The sequence below is a fragment of the Microcoleus sp. D2_18a_B4 genome, assembly GCF_036702475.1.
GTDB lineage: Bacteria > Cyanobacteriota > Cyanobacteriia > Cyanobacteriales > Microcoleaceae > Microcoleus.
Genome location: NZ_JAUBTL010000093.1, coordinates 1 through 21,311 on the forward strand (window position 1 = coordinate 1; position 21,311 = coordinate 21,311).

At 45.1% G+C, this 21,311-nt stretch carries 18 protein-coding genes, 1 tRNA gene and 1 pseudogene; 7 read left to right on the forward strand and 13 right to left on the reverse strand.

Annotated elements, in window-relative coordinates; genetic code table 11:
- Positions 1 to 80 precede the first annotated feature (80 nt).
- The 4 genes from QUB04_RS30700 to QUB04_RS30715 all read right to left on the reverse strand — a co-directional run bounded on the left by QUB04_RS30700 (position 81) and on the right by QUB04_RS30715 (position 5,013).
- Positions 81 to 1,469, reverse strand: coding sequence for a cytochrome P450 (locus QUB04_RS30700; protein WP_333290444.1), 1,389 nt, complete (start codon positions 1,467 to 1,469; stop codon positions 81 to 83).
- Between the two features lie 86 nt (positions 1,470 to 1,555).
- Entirely contained in the window at positions 1,556 to 2,050 is a 495-nt protein-coding gene (locus QUB04_RS30705; RefSeq protein WP_333290446.1) for a GNAT family N-acetyltransferase, read from the reverse strand.
- 91 nt (positions 2,051 to 2,141) lie between these two features.
- Positions 2,142 to 2,738, reverse strand: a complete 597-nt coding sequence (locus tag QUB04_RS30710; protein WP_333140001.1) for a tRNA isopentenyl-2-thiomethyl-A-37 hydroxylase MiaE — start codon at positions 2,736 to 2,738, stop codon at positions 2,142 to 2,144.
- A 94-nt stretch (positions 2,739 to 2,832) separates the two neighbouring features.
- On the reverse strand, positions 2,833 to 5,013 hold the full coding sequence (locus QUB04_RS30715) for a tetratricopeptide repeat protein (RefSeq protein WP_333290448.1): 2,181 nt from the start codon (positions 5,011 to 5,013) through the stop codon (positions 2,833 to 2,835).
- Between the two features lie 99 nt (positions 5,014 to 5,112).
- Here QUB04_RS30715 and QUB04_RS30720 point away from each other — a divergent pair, with 99 nt between their 5' ends.
- The 3 genes from QUB04_RS30720 to QUB04_RS30730 all read left to right on the forward strand — a co-directional run bounded on the left by QUB04_RS30720 (position 5,113) and on the right by QUB04_RS30730 (position 11,542).
- Entirely contained in the window at positions 5,113 to 5,781 is a 669-nt protein-coding gene (locus tag QUB04_RS30720; RefSeq protein ID WP_333290450.1) for a glycosyl hydrolase 108 family protein, read from the forward strand.
- A gap of 487 nt (positions 5,782 to 6,268) precedes the next feature.
- Complete coding sequence (locus QUB04_RS30725; protein WP_333290452.1) at positions 6,269 to 7,399, forward strand: serine/threonine-protein kinase; 1,131 nt, start codon at positions 6,269 to 6,271, stop codon at positions 7,397 to 7,399.
- Between the two features lie 636 nt (positions 7,400 to 8,035).
- Complete coding sequence (locus QUB04_RS30730) at positions 8,036 to 11,542, forward strand: PAS domain S-box protein (protein WP_333290455.1); 3,507 nt, start codon at positions 8,036 to 8,038, stop codon at positions 11,540 to 11,542.
- Positions 11,543 to 11,801: 259 nt separating this feature from the next.
- On the opposite strand, the gene QUB04_RS30735 is transcribed toward QUB04_RS30730, so the two are convergent.
- Complete coding sequence (locus QUB04_RS30735; RefSeq protein ID WP_333109292.1) at positions 11,802 to 11,924, reverse strand: hypothetical protein; 123 nt, start codon at positions 11,922 to 11,924, stop codon at positions 11,802 to 11,804.
- 89 nt (positions 11,925 to 12,013) lie between these two features.
- Here QUB04_RS30735 and QUB04_RS30740 point away from each other — a divergent pair, with 89 nt between their 5' ends.
- On the forward strand, positions 12,014 to 13,285 hold the full coding sequence (locus QUB04_RS30740) for an FAD-dependent hydroxylase (RefSeq protein ID WP_333290457.1): 1,272 nt from the start codon (positions 12,014 to 12,016) through the stop codon (positions 13,283 to 13,285).
- Positions 13,286 to 13,632: 347 nt separating this feature from the next.
- Here the strand turns inward: QUB04_RS30740 and QUB04_RS30745 are convergent, their stop codons facing one another.
- Positions 13,633 to 13,980 (reverse strand): hypothetical protein, encoded by a 348-nt coding sequence (locus tag QUB04_RS30745; protein ID WP_333290459.1) that lies wholly within the window; start codon positions 13,978 to 13,980, stop codon positions 13,633 to 13,635.
- Positions 13,981 to 14,211: 231 nt separating this feature from the next.
- On the opposite strand from QUB04_RS30745, the gene QUB04_RS30750 reads away from it, so the two are divergent.
- A complete protein-coding gene (locus tag QUB04_RS30750) occupies positions 14,212 to 15,297 on the forward strand; it encodes an ATP-binding protein (protein ID WP_333290461.1) in 1,086 nt (361 codons plus the stop codon).
- 172 nt (positions 15,298 to 15,469) lie between these two features.
- Here QUB04_RS30750 and QUB04_RS30755 read toward each other — a convergent pair whose 3' ends face one another.
- Positions 15,470 to 15,784, reverse strand: a complete 315-nt coding sequence (locus tag QUB04_RS30755; protein ID WP_333290463.1) for a hypothetical protein — start codon at positions 15,782 to 15,784, stop codon at positions 15,470 to 15,472.
- Between QUB04_RS30755 and QUB04_RS30760 the strand changes: the two genes are divergently transcribed.
- Positions 15,771 to 18,137: an ATP-binding protein gene (locus QUB04_RS30760; protein ID WP_333290465.1), complete on the forward strand. Its 2,367-nt coding sequence runs from the start codon at positions 15,771 to 15,773 to the stop codon at positions 18,135 to 18,137. The genes QUB04_RS30755 and QUB04_RS30760 overlap by 14 nt on opposite strands.
- Positions 18,138 to 18,157: 20 nt before the next feature.
- Here the strand turns inward: QUB04_RS30760 and QUB04_RS30765 are convergent, their stop codons facing one another.
- From QUB04_RS30765 to QUB04_RS30785, 5 genes are all read right to left on the reverse strand, one after another.
- Positions 18,158 to 18,514 (reverse strand): DUF5615 family PIN-like protein, encoded by a 357-nt coding sequence (locus QUB04_RS30765; protein WP_333127850.1) that lies wholly within the window; start codon positions 18,512 to 18,514, stop codon positions 18,158 to 18,160.
- Positions 18,507 to 18,905 carry a DUF433 domain-containing protein gene (locus QUB04_RS30770; RefSeq protein ID WP_333290467.1) on the reverse strand — a complete coding sequence of 133 codons (399 nt, stop codon included), beginning with the start codon at positions 18,903 to 18,905 and terminating at the stop codon, positions 18,507 to 18,509. The genes QUB04_RS30765 and QUB04_RS30770 overlap by 8 nt, the downstream gene beginning before the upstream one ends.
- Positions 18,906 to 18,942: 37 nt before the next feature.
- Positions 18,943 to 19,155 (reverse strand): helix-turn-helix domain-containing protein, encoded by a 213-nt coding sequence (locus QUB04_RS30775; protein ID WP_006634859.1) that lies wholly within the window; start codon positions 19,153 to 19,155, stop codon positions 18,943 to 18,945.
- A gap of 31 nt (positions 19,156 to 19,186) precedes the next feature.
- The gene (locus QUB04_RS30780; RefSeq protein ID WP_333290470.1) at positions 19,187 to 19,393 is read right to left on the reverse strand and encodes a hypothetical protein; all 207 of its coding nucleotides are present in this window, start codon (positions 19,391 to 19,393) and stop codon (positions 19,187 to 19,189) included.
- A gap of 54 nt (positions 19,394 to 19,447) precedes the next feature.
- Positions 19,448 to 19,531, reverse strand: a tRNA-Leu gene (locus QUB04_RS30785).
- 228 nt (positions 19,532 to 19,759) lie between these two features.
- Here QUB04_RS30785 and accC point away from each other — a divergent pair.
- Complete coding sequence (gene accC, locus QUB04_RS30790) at positions 19,760 to 21,115, forward strand: acetyl-CoA carboxylase biotin carboxylase subunit (RefSeq protein ID WP_333290472.1); 1,356 nt, start codon at positions 19,760 to 19,762, stop codon at positions 21,113 to 21,115.
- 7 nt (positions 21,116 to 21,122) lie between these two features.
- Here the strand turns inward: accC and QUB04_RS30795 are convergent.
- Positions 21,123 to 21,311, reverse strand: a pseudogene (locus QUB04_RS30795) (hypothetical protein); the annotation flags it as partial.

A 21,311-nucleotide genomic window follows, 5' to 3' on the forward strand; every position in this document is an offset into this window, starting at 1 on the left:
CGTCCCGCCCGTCCTTTTTGGACGGGCGGGACGCCCATCCCACAAACTTGTGGAAGTTATTTAATTCTCATTCCTAAGATTCAAATCCTCGCCTTTACCACGAGAGGCACACCACCAGCGGGTGCCATTGTCAAACCGCGGCGCACTGGCAAAACCGGACGATTTTCTGCAAGTTCTAAAGAGTATCGTGACAGCACTTTCGCCAATACTAACTTCATTTCAAACATTGCGAATGCCGTGCCAATACAGCGGCGGTTCCCTCCCCCAAACGGCAAATATTCGTAAGGCGAAAATTGCCTTTCTAGAAAACGTTCGGGTTTAAAACACTTTGGTTCCGGGTAAATATCCGGTCGGTGGTGAACCAAATAAATGCAGGTAGAAAGTATCATTCCTTTGGGAATATTATAACCCATTAACTGCATGGGAGCTTGCAGAAGGCGCGGAAATGCAAAAAATAGGATCGGATAAATCCGCAGCGTTTCGCAACAGACAGCATTCAAATACGGGAGTTTACTTATTTCCGTCGGATCGCAATTTTCGACATCAATAGAATTGAGTTCTTGCAGCAGTTTTTCACGGACTTCTGGGATGTAGTGAATCCAATACAAAGCCCAGGCTAAAGCTGTGGCTGTAGTTTCGTGTCCTGCGAATAAGATTGTCATTAATTCATCCCGCAATTCAACGTGGCTCATCGGCTTTCCTGCTTCGTCACGAGCGGAAATTAACAAGCTCAGGATGTCTTCGCCCAATGGTTCAGACTGAGTTTTGCGCTCGCGGATTTCTTGATAAAGCAGTTCATCTAAACGCTGTCTTTGTCGCAGAAATCCTCCCCAAGGACTCCAAGCACCTAAATCTTTTTGCAACGAATTGATAAACAGAAAGGTAGCGCTTAAGGGATTGCTAAAAAAATTCAACATTTTAACAAGAAGTTGCTGGATTTGCTGGTAGCGTTCTCCTTCGCTCAGCCCAAAAACAGCGTGTAAAATTACTTCCAAGGAAATCTCCTGCATAGTTGATTGCGCGATTACCGAGTTACCAGGAGTCCAATTATTAATTTCTTTTTCGGTTGTATCGCGGATGATTTGTCCGTAAGCTTTCATGCGTTCACCATGAAAAGGTGGCATTAAAAGTTTGCGCTGCTGCAAATGTCGATCGCCATCTAATAAAAATAACGAATTCTGTCCGACTAAAGGTAGCCCTATCTCATTTACAGTACCGGATTTAAATAGTTGGGAATCGGCTGTAAAAATTTCTTGAATAGCTTGAGGATTGCTAATAATTACTTGCGGCGGAAAGTTGCTGAATATGCTGGTAAAAAGGTCGCCGTAGCGCTGAGAATTACTATCTAAATAATACAGAGGATTTAAAATTCCCCGCACTGTCTGAACAAATCTAGTGTCTTTAGGGCCGTCTAGCAATTTGTTGGTAGCATGATTTTGAGAGTGAGAGTTTTCTGTGGTGATAGTCATTTGTTTTCCTCCTAGATTAATTTACTCAGTTTCAATCAACAGTTGATTGAAACTGAGTAAATTAATCATTGTTTACACAAACCTTATTAGAGATTTTTTATATCTAGATATTTTACGTAAACCCGATCGCACCTTGGCGTCTCCACACCAGTTGTCGGTAGATATCCGCTATTTTCGTACATTTTAACAGCTTCTTTGAGAATGCTCGCAGTTTCTATCCAAATTTCCTCAAAGCCACGAGCGATAATTTTACTTTCCAATTCTTGCAGTAAAAATTTCCCCAAACCTTGTCCTCTTGCTGCTGGCAAAATATACATTTTGCGAATTTCAACAGCATTATTTCCGCGCTCAATCGGATAGTAAGCCGCCGTACCGACTATTTTATCCTGCCGTTCAACTACCCAAAATTCGCCGCCTTTATTCTGATAATGTAGTTCTACATCATAGACATCTCGATCTGCCCCGTGAGGTTCGCATTTTAAACCGTACTCTGCTAAAACATCCCTAATTAAATAGAACGCCTCAGCGCGATCGCGCGTTTCCCAGGAACGAATTAAAAAATCCAGATGTTGGGTTTTCATTGGTTGTTGCAACGTATATTTATTTTTTGACTTTAGCAACTGTAAAATTACTCATTTTTTGTGTTTTACAGTCTTTAAATGCACCTAGATTTTAACTGTGAATTCTCGGTTCGGGATGAAGACTTGCCAGCAACTCGCTCTCTACTAATGATAATTCCTCCAGCCTGTCAATCACAAGAGTGCGATCGAAATAAGTTGTTGCTAAAATCCAATATACACCGTAATGGCGAGCTTCCGAAGCCATCAAACTGCGGTAAAACTTAGCTAATTGGGCGTCGGGACAGCGATCGCCCAGCAGCCCCAACCGTTCGTGACTGCGCGCTTCTATCAAACCAGAAACCAACAAAGAATCCAAAAGTCTCTCCGGTTCCTGCTTGCGAATTTGGGCGGACAAACCAGCACCATAGGGAGGTGCAGCCAAAGGGCCTAAAGCAATGCCGCGCTGTTCTAACCGCTGGTTGACTTGCTCGAAATGCTCTAATTCTTCGCGGGCGATCGCCGTTAGCATCCTCACCAATTTTTCGCGGGCTGGGTAGCGAAACATTAAATTTAACGCTACTCCCGCCGCTTTCCGCTCGCAGTGAGAATGGTCTAATAAGATTGTATCCAAATGGGCGATCGCCTGTTGCACCCAAGCTTCCGAAGTCGGCTGTTTCAAAAACTTAATAGTTGGCAGTGTTGAAGTCATTAGTCATTAGTCAGTAGTCAGTAGTCAGTAGTCAGTAGTCAGTAGTCAGTAGTCATTAGTCATTAGTCATTAGTCAGTAGTCACTAGCCAGCATTTATCCTATTTTACATAATTTTTCCAAGACCGCATACATATCACCAGCAAACTTTTTCGCATTCCACAGCGGCGACAAATTGGCTGGATCTTTAGATTTCACCAACTGTGCTTTAATTGCATTTCTAAATTCACGCTCTTTGCCCAATTTTACACCCACTTCCACATATTCCGACCAAGACAAAGCCACGCCTGTTTCAATTCCCAAAGTCTGCAAAAACGAATAACCCATTCTCGACAAAAATTGCTCTCCTGTGCGAGTCACCACCGGCAAATTAAACCACAAAGCCTCTAAAGTGTGAGTTCCTCCGTTGTAAGGATAAGAATCTAACAACACATCGGCTAGCAAATAGATAATTCTGTGTTCTTCCTCAGTAGCAAACCTCGGCAAAAACTTAATTCGGTGCTTGCTCACTTTCTCAGCTTCGCAAGCTTGGTGATACGCACCCTCAAACACTGCTGCATCGCCTAAAGCTTTGTGAATTAAGATACTGTTCGGCACTTCTTTGAGAATCGCAATTTGTGCTTTTACCAACTCGCGATTAAATTTTCTGCCGGGACTGACGCACAGGTAAACTATCTGATCCAAGCCGATCCGATGCGATTTTCTCAATGCAACGGGATCGACTCCATATCTCTGAAAACCGGACACCGCTACAAAGGAATCAGGCATCCTAATTAGCTGCTCGTCATAATATTTGTCCCGGTCTGCTGGGTGCGAGTGCCTGTCTGTAAGAAAGTAATTTTCCGGCGATATGTAAGGGGCGTCAAATCCCAGCCAAGAAACACAAACTGGTGCGGGTTTTTGGTAGAGAATGTCAGCGTGAACTGGTACGCTGAGAGAATCTAAATCAACTAAAACGTCCAATTCATCTTGCTGAATTTGGTCGATAATTTCGGCAGAATTGGCAAGTCCGTTCGGGTAGGTTGTGGGAAAAGTCAGTTTGCCAAAACTTTCAAATTGCTGAGTGCGATCGTCAGGAACAATTCTTTCGGAAGCGTACAAATACAAATTGGGTGTGATGTCGGACAATTCGCGAATGATGTCAGCGCTGCACCAACCTACAGAATGGCGGCTAAAGTGATTGGACAAAAAGCCGATTTTTAACTTGCTGGATGGAACCGTTGGTTTGAAACTGTAATTGGCGGGTTGAGAAAAATTAGGTTTAATACATTGGTCGATATACTTGTGGGCAATTAATCTGTAAAGTTTTGAGTTGGCTGCCAAGTCATCTCGCAAATAGGGCGTGCTGAATAACAAGTTTGCATAAAGCGATTTAATTTCCAGCGGGCTAGCGGTTTCTAAGTTTTGCTGCAAGTATGACTCTAGTTCTAAAAATCGATCGCCCGCAATTTGATTTAATCCCGACACTTGATAGGTGCTGATGAAGTAAATCGCCGTCATAATTGGATCGGTTTCGGCACACATTTGGCTGTATTGGTGGACGGCTTGCCGCGCGGCAGCTAAATCGCTAGTATCTCTGAGGATGCCGCACAAATGTTGGTGGGCAGAAATAAAATCCGGTTTAATTTCTAGGGCTTTTTGAAGGTTGGGTATTGCGTCTTTAAATTGACCTTGGTAGCGCAAAACTCGGCCAATTTGACAGTATGCTTCGGCTAAATCGGGTTTGAATGCGATCGCCCGCTGCCATGCAGCCACCGCCTCATCTAACTTCCCTTGCCGCGCTAATTGATCTCCTAAATTTAAGTGAAAATCTACCTGAGCAAGGTGGGGATTGAGTTCGAGAGCTTTTTGCTCGTATGCTACCGCTGCATCCGGCTGCCCCTGCTGTTTCAGTGCCCCTGCCAAATTCCAGTAAGCAGCAGCCAAATTTGGTTTAAGTTCGATCGCCTTGGAGTAATTGACAACCGCCTCCACCAAAAGCCCTTGTTTGTAGAGCATACTCCCCAAATTAGCATAAGCCTCAGCAAAATCCGGATTCAGAGCGATCGCCTCGGAATAAAACCGCATCGCTTCCTCAATTTGGCCGCTTGCTTGCTGCACATTGCCCATTGTCACGTAAGCCGCCGCCCAATCTGGTTGCAATTCCAGAGCTCGGCGACAAGCAGCGACGGCTGCTGCTAAATTGCCTTGAGAGTAATAGGTTTCTGCAACAACTGTCAGGGATGCAGCATCTTCAAATTGGGGTGTTTCGGATTGGTTGCGAAAATCGGAATTCATTTTGCGGCCTATCTGTGCTATCAAGTTAAAGGTTGAATCTATATTATTTTGCAGAGTAGCAGTTTTAGCGGAACTACGGGCGATCGTCACAGAGAATTTATGAGCGACAAGCAAGCGACACAGCGCCAACATAACATCAAGTGGAAACCAAACCTCCTGCTGGGGATACTCTTGTTAACCTTAGCAATCCCCTTACCCTTTGCCCAAAAGACTTTCGCACAGCAGCAGCAGACAGCCAGCTTTCGGCAGAAATTATTTCAAACTGCTCTTTATTTCACCCTATATTTTGAGGGTGGATTCAGCAATCACCCAGCCGATAAGGGTGGCAGAACTTATCGGGGCGTATTGCAAACCGAATACAACGCCTACCGCTACAGTCGTGGGCTTCCGCCCCTCGACGTGACGCAGATGTCGGAAGCAGAGCTCCTAGAAATTTATAAATATTACTGGGATTCGAGCCTCTCGGGCACGATGCAGCCGGCTTTGGCGATCGTCATGTTTGACACCGCCGTTAATTTCGGTATTAATAACTCAATTACCTTTCTTCAGCAAGCATTAGGATTGCCGCAAACGGGAGTTTTTGACCCGCGCACCAAGGAAGCGCTGAAAGGGGCAAATAACAAAAATACCGCACTGCAAATGATTAACGAACGGATTATTTACCGCTACAAAAGGGTGCAAGAAGATCCGACTCAGATGGCTTTTTTCCGGGGTTGGCTGAGCCGCGATTACAGTTTGTGGGGCTACGTGAACAAGATTAAGAATTAACAGTTAATTGTTAAATGTTAACTGTTAATAAGCAGGCGCGAAGATAATTTTTACTATCTTGTTTCTTTAAACTATTGTCGGGTGGGCAGGAGCGCCCGCCCGATAATTCCCATCTCAATGCACAACAGCTTATCATGTCGGCTTAAATAACCCTTATATAGCAATCCTTGCAGAAGTCGTAAATTTTTTACTCCACCCCAACCCTGCCCGAACCGGGGGGAGAAAGTAAGAAATTCACAAATGATGCGAGGATTGCTATATCTCTAAGATCCTCTCTGAGAAAAATCAGTCAATTCTACTTAACACATCAACCATTTGTCAAGTAAATCAATTTCATATAATTCATAATCTAGATTCATAAAAGTCATATTTATCAAGATATATTTCACCAGTCAAAAAACCTAGTAAATTTCAACCCAACCGTCTATAACAGAAATATAAAAACCAAATGTGTTGCTGCTGCACAAGTAACTTAAGACATGAAACTATGATAGTAGAAGAAGCAATAATTTTTTTGGACAATCTGGTATACGAACAAACGGAAAAACACCTGACTCGGTTGCAACAGTCGATAATTCGAGGCGTTGTAGGGGGTTTGACGTACCAACAAATTCAGCAAAACGATCCGATCGCCCGCGGGTACACAGTGGGCTACCTGGGGCGCTACGTCGGCTATAACTTGTGGAAAGACCTCACCAAGGTACTGAAGCAAGCAGAAATTATTGGACAAGAAGAAAGAGTCGTCGGAGCAAATCTTTGGGACTGCATCATGAGAGCTGTACAAAAAGGCACACAACCAGCTAATTCTGTCGATCCGATGTTGCAAAAGCTGCTGCGGATGCGTTACCGAATTAGAGAACATTTGGTGAACACGGAGTACAGCGATACCTATCTGGCTGAAGATGAAAATTTGCCCGATCGACCTTTGTGCCTCGTCAAGCGCCTGAAAAGCCAGTCTGAGAGAACCTGCCACCTATTCGATCGAGAAACGCGGGTTTTATATCGATTGGGCCAACACGATCGGATACCAGAATTGTTAGCTCGCTTTGAAGAAGATGGATATTTTTATTTAGTCTATCAATTCATCGAAGGGCAACCCTTGTATCAAGAACTAATCGAAGGTCAACCCTGGCAAGAACATCAGGTTATCGCTTTGTTGCAAGATATCTTAGAAGTGCTTGTTTTTGTTCACAAACAAGATGTAATTCACCGCGACGTTCACCCTCAAAACTTAATCAGACGGACATCTGATGGCAAAATTGTATTAATTGACTTTGGCGCAGTTAAAGAAATCAACACCTCACAAAACAGCATCGGTCAAACGAAATCGCGCGGCGGGACTCAGCAAGATTATATTCCCCCCGAACAAGCCATCGGTTCCCCGAAATTGTGCAGCGACATCTATGCTGTCGGGCTCATCGGGATTCAAGCCTTGACAGGGATGCGCCCGAAACAACTCAGAGTTGATAATTTAGGGAATCTCATCTGGCAGAAAAATGCAACTGTCACCCCGGAGTTGGCTCGCGTTTTAGACAAGATGGTACTGTACGCTTTCCCCCAGCGTTACCCGTCAGCAACCGAAGCTTTGGAAGCACTTCAAAAGTTGGGAGTTAGTTGACTGTTGACTGTTGACTGTTGACTGTTGACTGTTGACTGTTGACTGTTGACTGTTGTCAGTTGACTGTTGTCAGTTGACTGTTGTCAGTTGACTGTTGTCAGTTGACTGTTGTCAGTTGTCAGTTGACTGTTACCAAATCCGACTTTAATATCCCCTCTTTAGTCCCTCTCTGCTGGGACGAAAGTTTGTGTAGTAGCGGTTTCAACCGCCGAGTCTTATTGTTGTGTCGATCGCATTTCCCCCAGTCCCAGCACCCGGTTTACAATGCGAGCGATCTTGTTGCATAGTGATTCATCCGCTACCATTATCCCTCGATGTACTGAGTAACAACGCTTCGTCTTGCCGATGAATCGGGCCCCAATTTCCGAGATCGAAAGGACAACGAACAAGGAACAAGGAATTTTTTATTAAATTTTACACACGGAAAATTAGTTAATTCTGCCGAATGCCTTCTACATAAGAGCCTTCAACATTCATTTGACTATCTGTCTAAAGTTAGATAAAATAATTCATATTTTATGATTAGAAGTTTTGAGAAAATCTTAAGCAGCTTTGTATAGCGGGCAACAATCTCACTAGAGTGTTTATTGTTACCGTAGATACCTAGAAACCCAAATAATTTGAGGGAGCGAGAAATTGGAAGTTTTTGAACGAGCACAACAACTGCAAACGCCCTCAACCCGAATGGCTGCTGTCGAGTCTTTTTCCAAAAAAGCGAGTATTGCAGTAATGGCGATCGGCTGTACAGTCCTTTTGGGTTGGATATTCGATCTGCAACTCTTAAAAAGCATTCTGCCCGGACTCGTGACAATGAAAGCCAATTCTGCGGTCTGCTTTATTTTGGGCGGGTTTTCTCTATTCATTCAACAGATCCGGCGTCCCAAATTAACAGCAAGAAAGTATCAAAAAAATTATAAATATTTAATTTGGGGATGTTCATTTTTAATTATATTAATTAGCCTATTAACCGTAGTTCAATATAGCTTTAATTTAGACTTAGGCATCGATCAACTGCTATTTAAAGAAAGTTACAGGTTGACAAGCCCCGGAACACCAGGACGCATGGCACCGAATACTGCAGGTGCTTTTTTATTGCTAGGAACAGCCCTGCTGCTGCTGTCAGAACGTAGGCCTAAATACCTGCGGATTCAAATATTAAGCTGTGGTGCATTTTTAATTGCATTTATGGGTTTGATAGGCTACCTCTACGACAAAGCTTTATTTTACAAAATTGGCGATAATACAGGGATGGCTTTGCACACGTCCGCAGCATTTATGTTGCTGAGCTTGGGCATTTTATTTGCCAGTCCAGAGCGAGGATTGATCGCAGTAATGACGAGCGATCGCGCGGGCGGCATCATGGCGAGGCGCTTGTTGCCACGGGCAATCATTATCCCGCCTTTAGTCGGTTATTTCATCCTATTGGGAGATCGGTTACAAGCCTACACGCCGGAGGTAGGGATATCGCTGTTAAGTGTATTGAACGTGATTATTTTTACAGTTCTGATTTGGCAGAATGCAAAAACTCTCTGCACCGCCGACCGGAAGCGCTATCGAGCGGAACTGGGACTGAGGAAAGCTAAATTAGACTTAGAAAATCAAGTTGAGAAACGAACTATCCAACTGCAAATCACCAACGAGCAATTGCAGCAGCAAATTTGCGACTCTCAAACAACAAAGCAGGCGCTTCAAAAAAACTATAACCTGTTGATGGCAGTCATCAACAGTACGCCCGCCGCCCTATTTGTCAAAGATATTCATGGCCGTTACCTAATGCTTAATGCTGCCGGAGCCAGTATAATTGGCAAGTCTGTAGACGACATTATCGGCAGAGATGACAGCGAGTTATTTCCGCCGGAAATTGCGGGCAATATTATAAAAACCGATCGCCCAATTATGGCAGCGGGAACAACGCAAGCGATCGAAGAAGAGCTGCCAGTTAAAGGAAATTTGAGGATATTTCTTTCTACAAAAAGTGCTTACCGGGACGGGTTAGGAAATATTAGCGGTATAGTTACCATCGCGCGGGATATTACTGAAAGCAAAAAAGCCGAAATCGCCAACAGAAGTCTGGCAGCAATTCTGGAAGCAACCCCGGATTTTGTAGGTATCTGCAACCTCGAAGGACGCGCCGTTTACATCAACAAAGCAGGCAGAAAAATGGTGGGTATAGGCGAAAACGAAGATATATCCAAGCGACAAGTTGCAGAATTCACGCCAGCGTCAGGCCGCAGCAATTTGAATCAAGCGATCGCCACCGCTGTTTCGGAGGGCTTTTGGAGTGGAGAAACAGCCTTCGTGTCAGCATCGGGACTCGAAATTCCCATCAGCCAAGTTATCATCTCCCACTCCGCACCGGACGGCAAACTCGCATACATTTCGACGATCGCCCGCGACATCAGCGATCGCAAACAAGCTGAACAGGCGCTGCAACTGTCTCAAGCTCGTTTCGCCGGCATTTTAGAAATTGCCGAGGACGCCATTATTTCGGTGGATGCTGACCAAAAAATTATCCTGTTCAACCAAGGTGCAGAACGGATTTTTGGGTGGACGGCTGCTGAGGCGATCGGGCAATCCTTGAGCCTGCTGTTGCCCAAAGCTTTTGCCACGCATCATAGTCACCTCGTCAGCAATTTCGGCGGCGGCGTTAAACAAGCCCGAAAAATGGGCAACCGCAAAGAAATTTTCGCCCGCCGCCGAGATGGTACGGAATTTCCCGCCGAAGTTTCTATTTCCAAACTCGAAGTGGCAGGCGAAATCATATTCACAACTATTTTGCGCGACGTGACAGCCAGCCGCCAAGCCGAAGAATCTGTGCGCCTGAGCGAGGAAAGATATCGATCGCTCGCAAGGGCCACCGCGCAACTGGTATGGATGAGAGACGCCCAGGGAAAGCCGATCGCACCGATCGACTGGATGGCATATACAGGTCAAAGTTTGGAGGAAGCTACAGATAATTGGGTTTCGGCAATTCACCCAGACGATCGCCCGATCACGGCGCAAGCTTGGATGCGCGCAGTAGAAGCAAAAAGTGTCTTCCAAGTCGAGCACCGTTTGCGGGCAGCAGACGGTAGCTACAGACACTTCTGGGTGCGCGGAGTTCCAGTTTTAGCAGCAGACGGCAGCATTCGCGAATGGGTGGGCACTCACACCGACATTAGCGATCGAGTCCAAGTTTTGGAAGCACTTAAGCAGTCCGAGGGACAGTATCGATCGCAAGCAGCCGAGCTCGAAAAAGCTGTCCACGAGTTGCACCAAGCTCAAACTCAACTAATCCAAACCGAAAAAATCTCTTCTCTGGGGCAGCTAGTCGCCGGCGTCGCCCACGAAATTAACAATCCGATTAACTTCATCTACGGCAACATCACCCACGCCACCCAATACGCCACAGACTTGCTCGGTTTGCTCCACCTTTACCAGGAAAAATACCCAAATCCCGTCCCGGAAATTGTAGAAGCAGCCGAAGATATTGAAGTTGATTACTTAATGGAAGACTTTACGAAGATTTTGGAATCAATGAAAGTTGGAGCCGATCGCATCCGCGACTTAGTTGTATCCTTGCGTAACTTTTCCAGACTCGACGAATCCCAGATGAAGCGAGTAGACATTCACGAAGGAATCGAAAGCACTTTGCTAATTTTGCAGCACCGGATCAAAGCTAATGTACTTCGTCCCGCTATTGAGATTATCAAAGAATACGGCAATTTTCCCAAAGTCGAGTGCTATGTAGGTCAGCTAAATCAAGTATTTATGAATCTTTTAGGAAATGCGATCGACGCCCTCGAAGAGTACAACAGCACTCATTCTTCAAAAGAAATATATGCTCGTCACAACCGAATTCGGATTAGCACAAGTGCGAATTCCGAGACAGTAAAAATTCGGATTGCCGACAACGGAATCGGAATCAATCAAGAAGTTATTCACAAGTTATTCGACCCATTTTTTACTACTAAACCAGTCGGCAAAGGTACAGGCTTGGGACTGTCAATCAGCTATCAGATTATAGTTGAAAAACACCGAGGCAAATTGCAGTGTATTTCCACGCCTGGGGAAGGTGCAGAGTTTGTCATCGAGATTCCCATTTGCCAAAAAGTATCGCCTCTAGTCACAGGAAATAATCAATTAGCAGCAGTTGGTAGTTAATTGTTAGTTGCGATCGGTGGCATCGGAATTAATATTACCCGAAATCAGGAAACGGCAGTGCCGTTTCCCTACAATTATATCATTCCGAAGCTAGCGGATTTGATATAACCGGGCGGTTGGAAACCGCGTCTACACAAACGATGTCCGCCTCCGCGGACGAAGAAATATCGAATTTGAGATAAATGTGCGATGGCTTACGCCCCGCTACGCTACGACTCTTCAACCCGCGGAGGCGGGTTTTGTCTGTGTAGACGCGGTTTCAACCGCCGGGGTTTTTGGGTTGATGGCCGATGGGATTTTTGGGTTGATGGGCGATCGAATTTGAGAGAAATGTGCGATGGGATTTGATATCATTCCGGCACAGCCAGAATTGATATGACATAAGCTCTGCCTCAAGATCGCCCCAAACTGCAATAATTCTTTACAATAAAATAGTAAATATGATTATTCACTTAAATAAATCCCTTGAAAATGCCTGTAAACCAACTTTCTCCAACAACAGCCTCCACGCAAACACAGACACTCGACTTTGACATAGCCATCGTCGGAGGGGGCATAGTCGGGGCCACCTTAGCCAGCGCCTTAAAAGATTCGGGATTGAAAATCGCTATAATTGAAACCCAACTCCCCGCAGCAGCAGCAGCCAAAAAACAAGCCTATGCAATCACCCTGCTATCAGGAATGATCTTAGAAGGTATCGGCGTGTGGCAGCAAATCTTGCCGCAAATTACCACCTTCGAGCAAATTAGCCTCTGCGACGGCGACTATCCCGGCGTCGTCGAATTCCACCGCCCGGATTTGGGAAATACTGGCAAATTGCCTGTACCAAAAGCAGCTTTAGGTTACGTTGGCGAGCACGGAGTCATGCTGTCAGCTTTGCAAGAATCTTTGGCAAAAAACCCGAATTTTAGTTGGGTTTGTCCGGCGGAAGTAGTCGAGGTAAAATATTTAACCGATTGCGCCGAAATAGAAGTCAAACAAAACGGCGAAACTCGGACAATTCGCACCAAATTATTAGTCGCCGCCGACGGTTCGCGATCGCGCATCCGCACCGAAGCCAACATCAGCACTCGCGGCTGGAAATACTGGCAATCCTGCGTTGCTATCACTATTAAAGCAGAAAAACCGCACAATGATATCGCTTTTGAGCGCTTTTGGCCGAGCGGCCCGATGGGAGTTTTACCATTACCTGGGAACCGTTGTCAAGTAGTTTGGACAGCACCCCACGGGGAAGCTAAAGCTTTGCAACAAATGGATGAAACAGAGTTTTTGACTTTGTTGGAACAACGCACGGGCGGGCTTTTGGGGCGTTTGGAATTGGAGAGCGATCGCTTTTTGTTTCCGGTGCAGTTAATGCAGAGCGATCGCTACGTTTTGCCCAGATTAGCATTAATTGGCGACGCGGCCCACTGCTGCCATCCCGTCGGCGGCCAGGGATTAAATATGGGCATTCGAGACGCTGGGGCGATCGCCCAAATCTTGCAGCAAGCGCACCAAAAAGGCGAAGACATCGGCGACTTGCGAGTATTGAAACGGTATCACAACTGGCGCAAAAAAGAGAATTTAATCGTGTTAGGATTTACCGATTTTCTAGACAGATTATTTTCTAATACTTGGCTGCCAATTGTAGCATTTCGCCGCTTTGGATTGTGGTGTTTGCGGACAATTCCCCCAGTGAGGTTTTTAGCCTTGCGCTTGATGACAGGCTTGATGGGGCGGCCGCCAGAATTAGCGCAAAATTAGAAGAAACCCGGTTTTTTCCTATGTTGCTTGCACTCTAGCGGTGTTGCCACAACCGCCAGGGGTTGAAACCCCTGGCTAATAGCGAAAGTCGGTTGAAACCGACTGACAAGCTGAGATAAAAATGAAAAACTCTTTAGTCCTCTTCAGAGGACTTTCGCTATGAGACAGGGGTTTCAACCCCTGGCGGACTATCGGGCTAACCGAGGTTTCTGGCCACTCGCACCATCAAAGAAACCGGGTTTTTTCCTGAATATTTGCACTGTTACGAAGTATGCTGGCAAAAACCCGGTTTCTGGGCGCTCGCACAATCTAAGAAACCGGGTTTTTCCCCAAATTTTTGCACTTTTTTAAGCTGAAATATGGGGTTTCCATTCGTTACGGATAGCTTGTACTAACAGCCCTTCGCCGTTCCGCACTATTCCCCGGCGGCGATTTTCCTCAACTACAGCGATCGCATCTCGAACTACTTCAACATTGCTACTTAGAATCAAAGTCTTTAGCCAAGGGTTAAGATGAAATCCAGCCATTTCCACTTCCTCCAAAATTGTATTAGACATAATTGTAAAAGTCGAGGATTGAGTTTTGGCAGAATTGGGGACAGTTTCAGCTAATGCCAGCAGGCGATCGAGATGTGCTATGCCATAAGTATCAGCAAATTCTTTAGCTGTCTGGATGTACTCAATTAGTTGTGTCATCTCTATCTCCTGAGTTTTTTAAAGTTTGCGGTGGAATGCTTACCACTAAATAACAGCTTATAAGCTAATTTCAGAAAATAATCGGAAAAATTTTTCCGATCTCACAAAAATAAGCGGAAAAATTTTTCCGGTTGTTCAAAAAAGCGGAAAAAATTTCTAGGTTCGCGCTAGTTATGCTAAACTCAACAATAGAGATACCAAATTATTAAATAAGTTGGAGTGGCTGGGACTGTGAACGTATGGCAAAGCTTTTTATTGGAGAGATTTGAAGTTTATGACTTGAGTCGCAAAGAGAGAGCTATTTTTCTGGCTAAATTTCTTGATGAAAATACGTTCAAGAGTAACAAAGAGGTTGCAGAGGTAGCGAGCGCAGAAAAAAATTCTGACATTCCGATCAACCCTGAAACTGTTGAACGGCAAATGCGGAAGATCTACAACAAGCATTACTATCCAAAAGACAACTTGGAAGGTTTTTTGGGCAATAAATACATGAGGAGTGAAGAGAAAGATGCTGCATTTCTAGCTTGGCTGAAATTGAAGTATTTAGACTGGCTGTCAAGTCGAAGGAGTACATTCAGTACAGACGATCCCACCCCTGCTATTTCCTCTAACCCTTTTATTCCTCAGACTGGTCAAATTGACGACCCGCAACTGTTTTGCGGCAGAGAACGGGAAATTAGGCGAGTATTCGAGGTTCTTAACAACAACGGCAGTGTAGCTTTAATAGGAGAAGAAGGTATCGGGAAGTCTTCTCTGTTATGGGCTATTTGTCAACAGGCTGAAAATCGCCTATTATCGCCACGCCAGCCAATTTACTTAGACCTAAATGGAGTCCGAGATGAAGATGACTTCTACACAGCTTTGTGCGAAGAAGTTGGCATTCCTAAAAGCAATGGATATATGTTCACTCGTGCTTTGAAAAATTATAGAGTGCTGCTGGCTATAGATAATATCGGAAGGATGACTCGGGAAGGTTTTACCCGTCAATTGAGAGATCACCTGCGGGGTTTAGCTGATAGGCAAGATGCCTCTTTGAAATTGATTGTCGCTGCTACCGAACCCCTAGATAGACTCTTTAATGACAGTCAGGATGAAGTGAAAACATCTCCGTTTTCAGGTGTTTTTCAACAAGAAAATATTAAACCTTGGGATGCAACTATTGCCCGTGCCTTTATTGAAACTCGTCTTGCTATGACTTCGGTGCGTTTTACTGACGAGGGAATCAGCCAGCTAGTACAAGAAAGTGGTGGTCATCCACGACGACTGATGCAGTTGTGCTATCAAAATTATGCGCGATATATGGAGGATGTAAAATGATCGATCGCAACACCGACGTTCCCCGTTTAGACTTAGCTCCTAAATTCAAGGGCTCTCTTTCATTATCAAAGCCCATCGATTACTTGCGGTTATTATACTGGGTGTTTTTCTTTCCCCAAGCCTTGCGGTGGTATATCTACAATAGAATATCTATTTCAGAGCGCCACAAGAATTATAAAAAAGATTCAGGATTATTGCCTAATTCCATAATAACCGGGTTACTTTTACAAGTAATGGTAGTCATATTTATTACACTATTAACTTGGAGTGTAATTCTTAAATTGATTAATTTTTCAGTAGATGCGGTACATATATCAGTAGGGTTTTTCTTTACTATTTGGGGGTGTGGCATGGCCTTGGCTGTGACATTAATTGAAAAAGATAAATTTTTATCAAAGTTCAAGTCAAAAACAGCAAAATATCTAACTATAATTATTATTTGTTGCTTAAACTTTAATTTAGCAAATTTTACTGTGAGTGCTATCAAAGAAGAATCTACTAACCTGGGAGTTATCTTAATTTTAAGTATCTTAGCAGGTATATGGTTGGGTGTAGGAGGTATTTCGACACTAGCCATTTTAGGTGTGGACGAATTAGCTATTATGTTCGTTATTGGTGGCGTGTTATTTATGTCATTCACACTTTGTATTTCTCTACCACTAGATTTAGAGAAAACAGATTTTTTTACAGTTATAAAAAGCCTGTTAATTAGGGTAGTTTTCTTTGTTACTTGTGTGATGGGTTCATGTATAGGATTGCTGCGCCCAGATAACTGGTTTTTTACATTACCTCTAACCCAAACATTATTTAAAATAGAAGTTACTCCAAGAGTTAAAGAAAACAGCAGCCCAAAGATTTTCTGTAATGAGTTTGGTTCGCGATATTCTGCATCTTCAGATTTTCTGATTTCTTCATCTCCCCATCTTCCCCTGTCTCAAGAATTGCCATCTGATTATGTCTTTGAAATGCGTAAGTCCTATAGAAATCATCGAGATTTGCTGTTTCCTCGTGTAACTGTCCTGCCTACTCCCTATCTCACAGAGCAATTAAAAGAATGGCTGCGACAAGATTGGGAGACAGGAATACATAATGCTTATGAAATTTATACTTATACTCTTCAGTTCATTCCTGTAATTCAAGCTTTAAACCAAGTTCTTGCTGAGGAACCAGAACAACTTGTCTATCGTATAGCACATTTAGCTGATCGCCCTTACAAATGGGAATTGGTGCGTTTAATTTCAGGTTCTATAGATACAATTTTTTTTCAATTTAAGCCTCTGGCTCGGGCTGTAGCTGGGGGCTTCTTGTGTTTGCACAAGCAGTCGCTATATGATTCATGGGAAGCATTTGATGCGGTGCGGATTTTACCTTATGGGGACGAAATGTGGAGAATAAGTCTAATTCTGTCTATCTATCAGAAGGCTATAAAACTGAATGATATTTCTGCGCTATCGCTATTTGATCTTCCTAACAAACCTTGGCTGCGTTCGGATACTTGGAGAGCAATAATTAGGTTGTATAACATTATAAGGGATATTCAAATTATTCAAAATAGTTGGTCTCGTTCTGCCAGAGCCTTCGCTCTTAGCCATGCTTTAGGAGAACTCAAAAACTTGCGGGAGCAACCTGATGCTGTACCTCAACCAGAGCGAGAAATAGTTAGAAAAATTGCCTGGAATTGGTCGCAAGCGATATTAGATGTAGCTAGTGAGGTTGGGAACGTTTCTATTACTGAGCGAGTGCGTAATCCCTACGTGGTTGGCGACCCTGTTGAAGGGAACCTGTTTGTTGGACGAGAGGATATACTCAAAGAGCTCAAAGAAGTGTGGATATTGAGTCAGCACCTTCAGTCTGTGGTTATCTACGGTCATCGACGCATGGGCAAAACTTCTATTCTGATTAACGTGGCTAATTCCCTAGGTTCACAGGTAAAAGTAGCCTATGTCAATCTATTGCGATTGGGAGATAGTCCTCAAGGAGTTGCAGAGGTGCTGATGGCAATTAGCGATGAAATTTCTGATGCTGTCAACCTTCCACCTCCTGCCGATGCGGATTTGCTGAATCTTCCCTACCGTACTTTTGAGCGCTATTTGAAACAAGTAGAGGCAAATCTGAGTGAAACGGGTTTGATTATTGCTTTAGATGAGTTTGAGAAAATTGAAAAACTGATTGAGAAGGGAAAGATTGACAGTGACTTTATGGAGGTTCTGCGCGGGATGGTACAAATGAGTCCTAAAATAGCTTTTGCCTTGGCTGGTTTGCATACTTTAGACGAGATGACTGGGGATTACTCTCACCCTTTCTTCGCTAGCTTTATTAATATCAAGGTTAGCTTCATGGAAAGTGCAGCTACCCGTCAGATTCTTGCTAATCCACATGAAGATTTTCTTCTTGACTACGCGCCAAAAGCGTTATCTGCAATCTATGCTTGGACTGCTGGACAGCCTTATTTAGTTCAGCTAGTGGGATTTCAGCTAGTTCGTCGCTACAATGAGCAAGTTTTTGAGATGGGAAATTCTCGCGATCCGGTCTTTACAGTAGAAGATGTGAGGGCAGTCATTAATAACCCTGAATTCTTTCAGCGCGGACGCTACTACTTCGATGGCGTTTGGGGTCAGGCGGCGCGGGGTGCTCCCGGACAACAAGAGATATTAAGAGCGATCGCACCTCACCCAGAAGGACTCGATATCAACACGCTAGCTGAAATTAGTGGCATGAACGAGACAAATTTACAGCAAGCACTTAACTCTTTGATACGTCACGATGTAGTTTGGGAAATTGATGGCAAGTGGCGCATTATTGTCGAACTATTTCGCGTTTGGGTGGATAAATGTATATAGTGTGCTTGCGTAAGTCCTGATTAGGTTCGCCACTGATTAAGCCAGCGGACTTGCCCTTTCCAGTCAGCAGCTTGTGTTTCTGAAAGCAGGCGATCGAGCGAAGCAATTAGACTAGATAATGTCCAACTGTTTTGAGCAGCCAAAATGATGCCACCATGTTCGGGATAACGCTGAGCTAAAACCTGAAAATCCCGGATATTAAACGTAAAAATACACCGCCCTCGCGCTGTTGCCTCTAGCAATTGAGCCTCATCGCTAGCATCTAAAGCCATCCACTCAGTCGGTGTCCGAGTGACATCGTGACTGCGAGATAAAAGGGCGGCTTGCAAAGCTTTAATAGAGGTATCGGCATCTAGATGCAATAGCGGTTTAGACATTAGCAGCTTCGATAATTTGCTCAGCGGCAATAGATGCGTCTATTTCTTGATAGTGAGCCGCATAAAAAGCGAGAACATCGTTCACTTGATCTTCACTTATGTCATACTCAGTGGCAATTTGGTTTGGAGAAAAACCCCATTTCTGCGCTGCGATGACTACTGTTTGCACCCGCAACCGAGTGCCGCGCAAAACGGGAACGAGTTCGCCGCTAGCGCCGCGCACATAGGTGATTTCAGGAAAAGCTGGATCGTCATTCCGCTGGTTGAGGGTAGCGACTTTTTCGGCTACAGCCCAGAGGATAAACTGATCGAAGGAAATGCCTTGGAGTGTTGCCAATTTTTCAGCTTCTTGCTGTAACTGAACGGGTAAGTTTAAGGCGTAGGATGTCATCGATCTAACTTCCGTTTGCTAATATAATTTCATCGGTTCATTCTTTAACAACTTCCATCAACTCCTCAATCAAAACATCGAGGGTGCGAGCTATTTTTTGAATGGATGTGATATCAACCGTTGCTAGTCCTTCCGATCGAGCATAGTGCCTGACTGTGCTGTACGGAACCTCGGATCGATCGGCAACATCCTTTAGCGTCCATCCTTTTTCGTCAGCCAACTCTCGGATTCGGAACCTAACTAACCCCATTCTACTTGACAAACGATAAGTATCTATGTTTTTAATTCAAACACAATTGTCGATCGACAGTTAAAAAGTATTTTGTATGGTGCGGATCAGTCAGAAGTTCGATCGCACTTAAAGATATCTGATGAATCCGCACCCTACGGTACTCGCGCACAATCAAAGAAACCGGGTTTTTTCCCAAATCTTCCCACCGTAACAAAGTATCTCGCAAAAACCCGGTTTCTGCCCACCCACCCATCAAATATAAAACAACTGCCGACAGCAAAAACTGTCAACAGTTGTTTTACATATTCAATGCGGATGGCGAGACTCGAACTCGCAAGGACATAATGCCACACGCACCTCAAGCGTGCGCGTATACCAATTCCGCCACATCCGCTCTTTCTAGCAATCTCCGGGATTTTTGCGTTACCAGTTAAAGATTCACAGGTTGAGGTTCCTGACATTTAACTTGTAACTTGCCCTTTGACACCGCCGATTCACAATCATAGCACCACTACCAGCAAAATGTAAAATAAATTTTTGTGAACAATTTCTGGAAAACGATTATCCAGAACATACCGAAAGGCATTATTGTACAGAATATTGAGTGAATTAAGCAGCGAAGATGGGGTTCTCGAAAATTTTAATCGCTAATCGGGGAGAAATAGCTCTCCGCATATTGCGGACCTGCGAGGAAATGGGGATTGCCACGGTCGCCGTTCACTCCACCGTAGATAAACACGCCCTGCACGTCCAGTTGGCAGACGAAGCCGTTTGCATCGGCCCCCCCACCAGCAGCAAAAGCTATTTAAACATCCCCAACATCATCGCGGCAGCCCTGACACGCAACGCCGCAGCCATTCACCCCGGTTACGGCTTCCTCGCCGAAAACGCCCGATTTGCCGAAATCTGCGCCGACCATCAAATTACCTTCATCGGGCCTTCCCCGGCAGCAATGCGGGCGATGGGCGACAAATCCACCGCCAAAGAAACTATGCAGCGGGTGAAAGTGCCCACAGTTCCCGGTAGCGACGGATTGCTGGCGGACGATCGCGAAGCTTTGGCGATCGCCCGCGACATCGGCTATCCTGTGATGATCAAAGCCACCGCCGGGGGTGGAGGCCGCGGCATGAGGCTAGTTAGAGAACCCTCGGAACTCCCCAAACTATTCTCAGCAGCCCAAGGCGAAGCCGACGCAGCCTTCGGCAACCCTGGCCTTTATCTCGAAAAATTCATCGAAAGACCCCGGCACATCGAAATCCAAATCCTCGCCGACAACTACGGTAACGTCATCCACCTCGGCGAGAGAGATTGTTCGATTCAGCGTCGGCACCAAAAACTCCTCGAAGAAGCCCCCAGCCCAGCCCTCAGCCAGAAACTGCGAGATCAAATGGGTCACGCCGCCATTGCCGCTGCCAAATCCATCAACTACACGGGTGCGGGCACTGTCGAATTTCTGCTTGACAAATCGGGCAAGTTCTACTTTATGGAAATGAACACCCGCATCCAAGTAGAACATCCCGTCACCGAGATGATTACAGGCCTCGACTTGATAGCCGAACAAATCCGCATCGCCCAGGGAGAAAAACTGCAAATCAAGCAAAACCAAGTAATTCTCAGCGGTCACGCGATCGAGTGTCGCATCAATGCAGAAGACCCCGATCGCAACTTCCGCCCTCACCCCGGCATAATCAGCGGTTATTTGCCTCCCGGTGGCCCCGGCGTGCGGATGGACTCTCACGTCTACACCGATTACGAAATACCCGCTTACTACGATTCTTTAATCGGTAAAGTAATTGTATGGGGACGCGATCGACCGACAGCGATCCGCAGGATGAAACGGGCATTGCGGGAATGCGCCATCACCGGCGTCCCCACCACCCTGGGCTTCCACCAAAAAATCCTCGATTCCCCCGAGTTTCTCAGCGGCGAAGTTTACACGAATTTCGTCGAACAGTTCTTGAACCAAAATAGTCATTAGTCATTAGTCAGTAGTCAGTTGGCAGTTGGCAGTTGTCAGTTGGCAGTTGGCAGTAGGCAGTTGGCAGTAGGCAGTTGGCAGTTGTCAGTTGGCAGTTGTCAGTTGTCAGTTGGCAAGTAACCCATGCCCCATGCCCCATGCCCCATGCCCCATGCCCCATGCCCCATGCCCCATGCCCCATGCCCCATGCCCCATG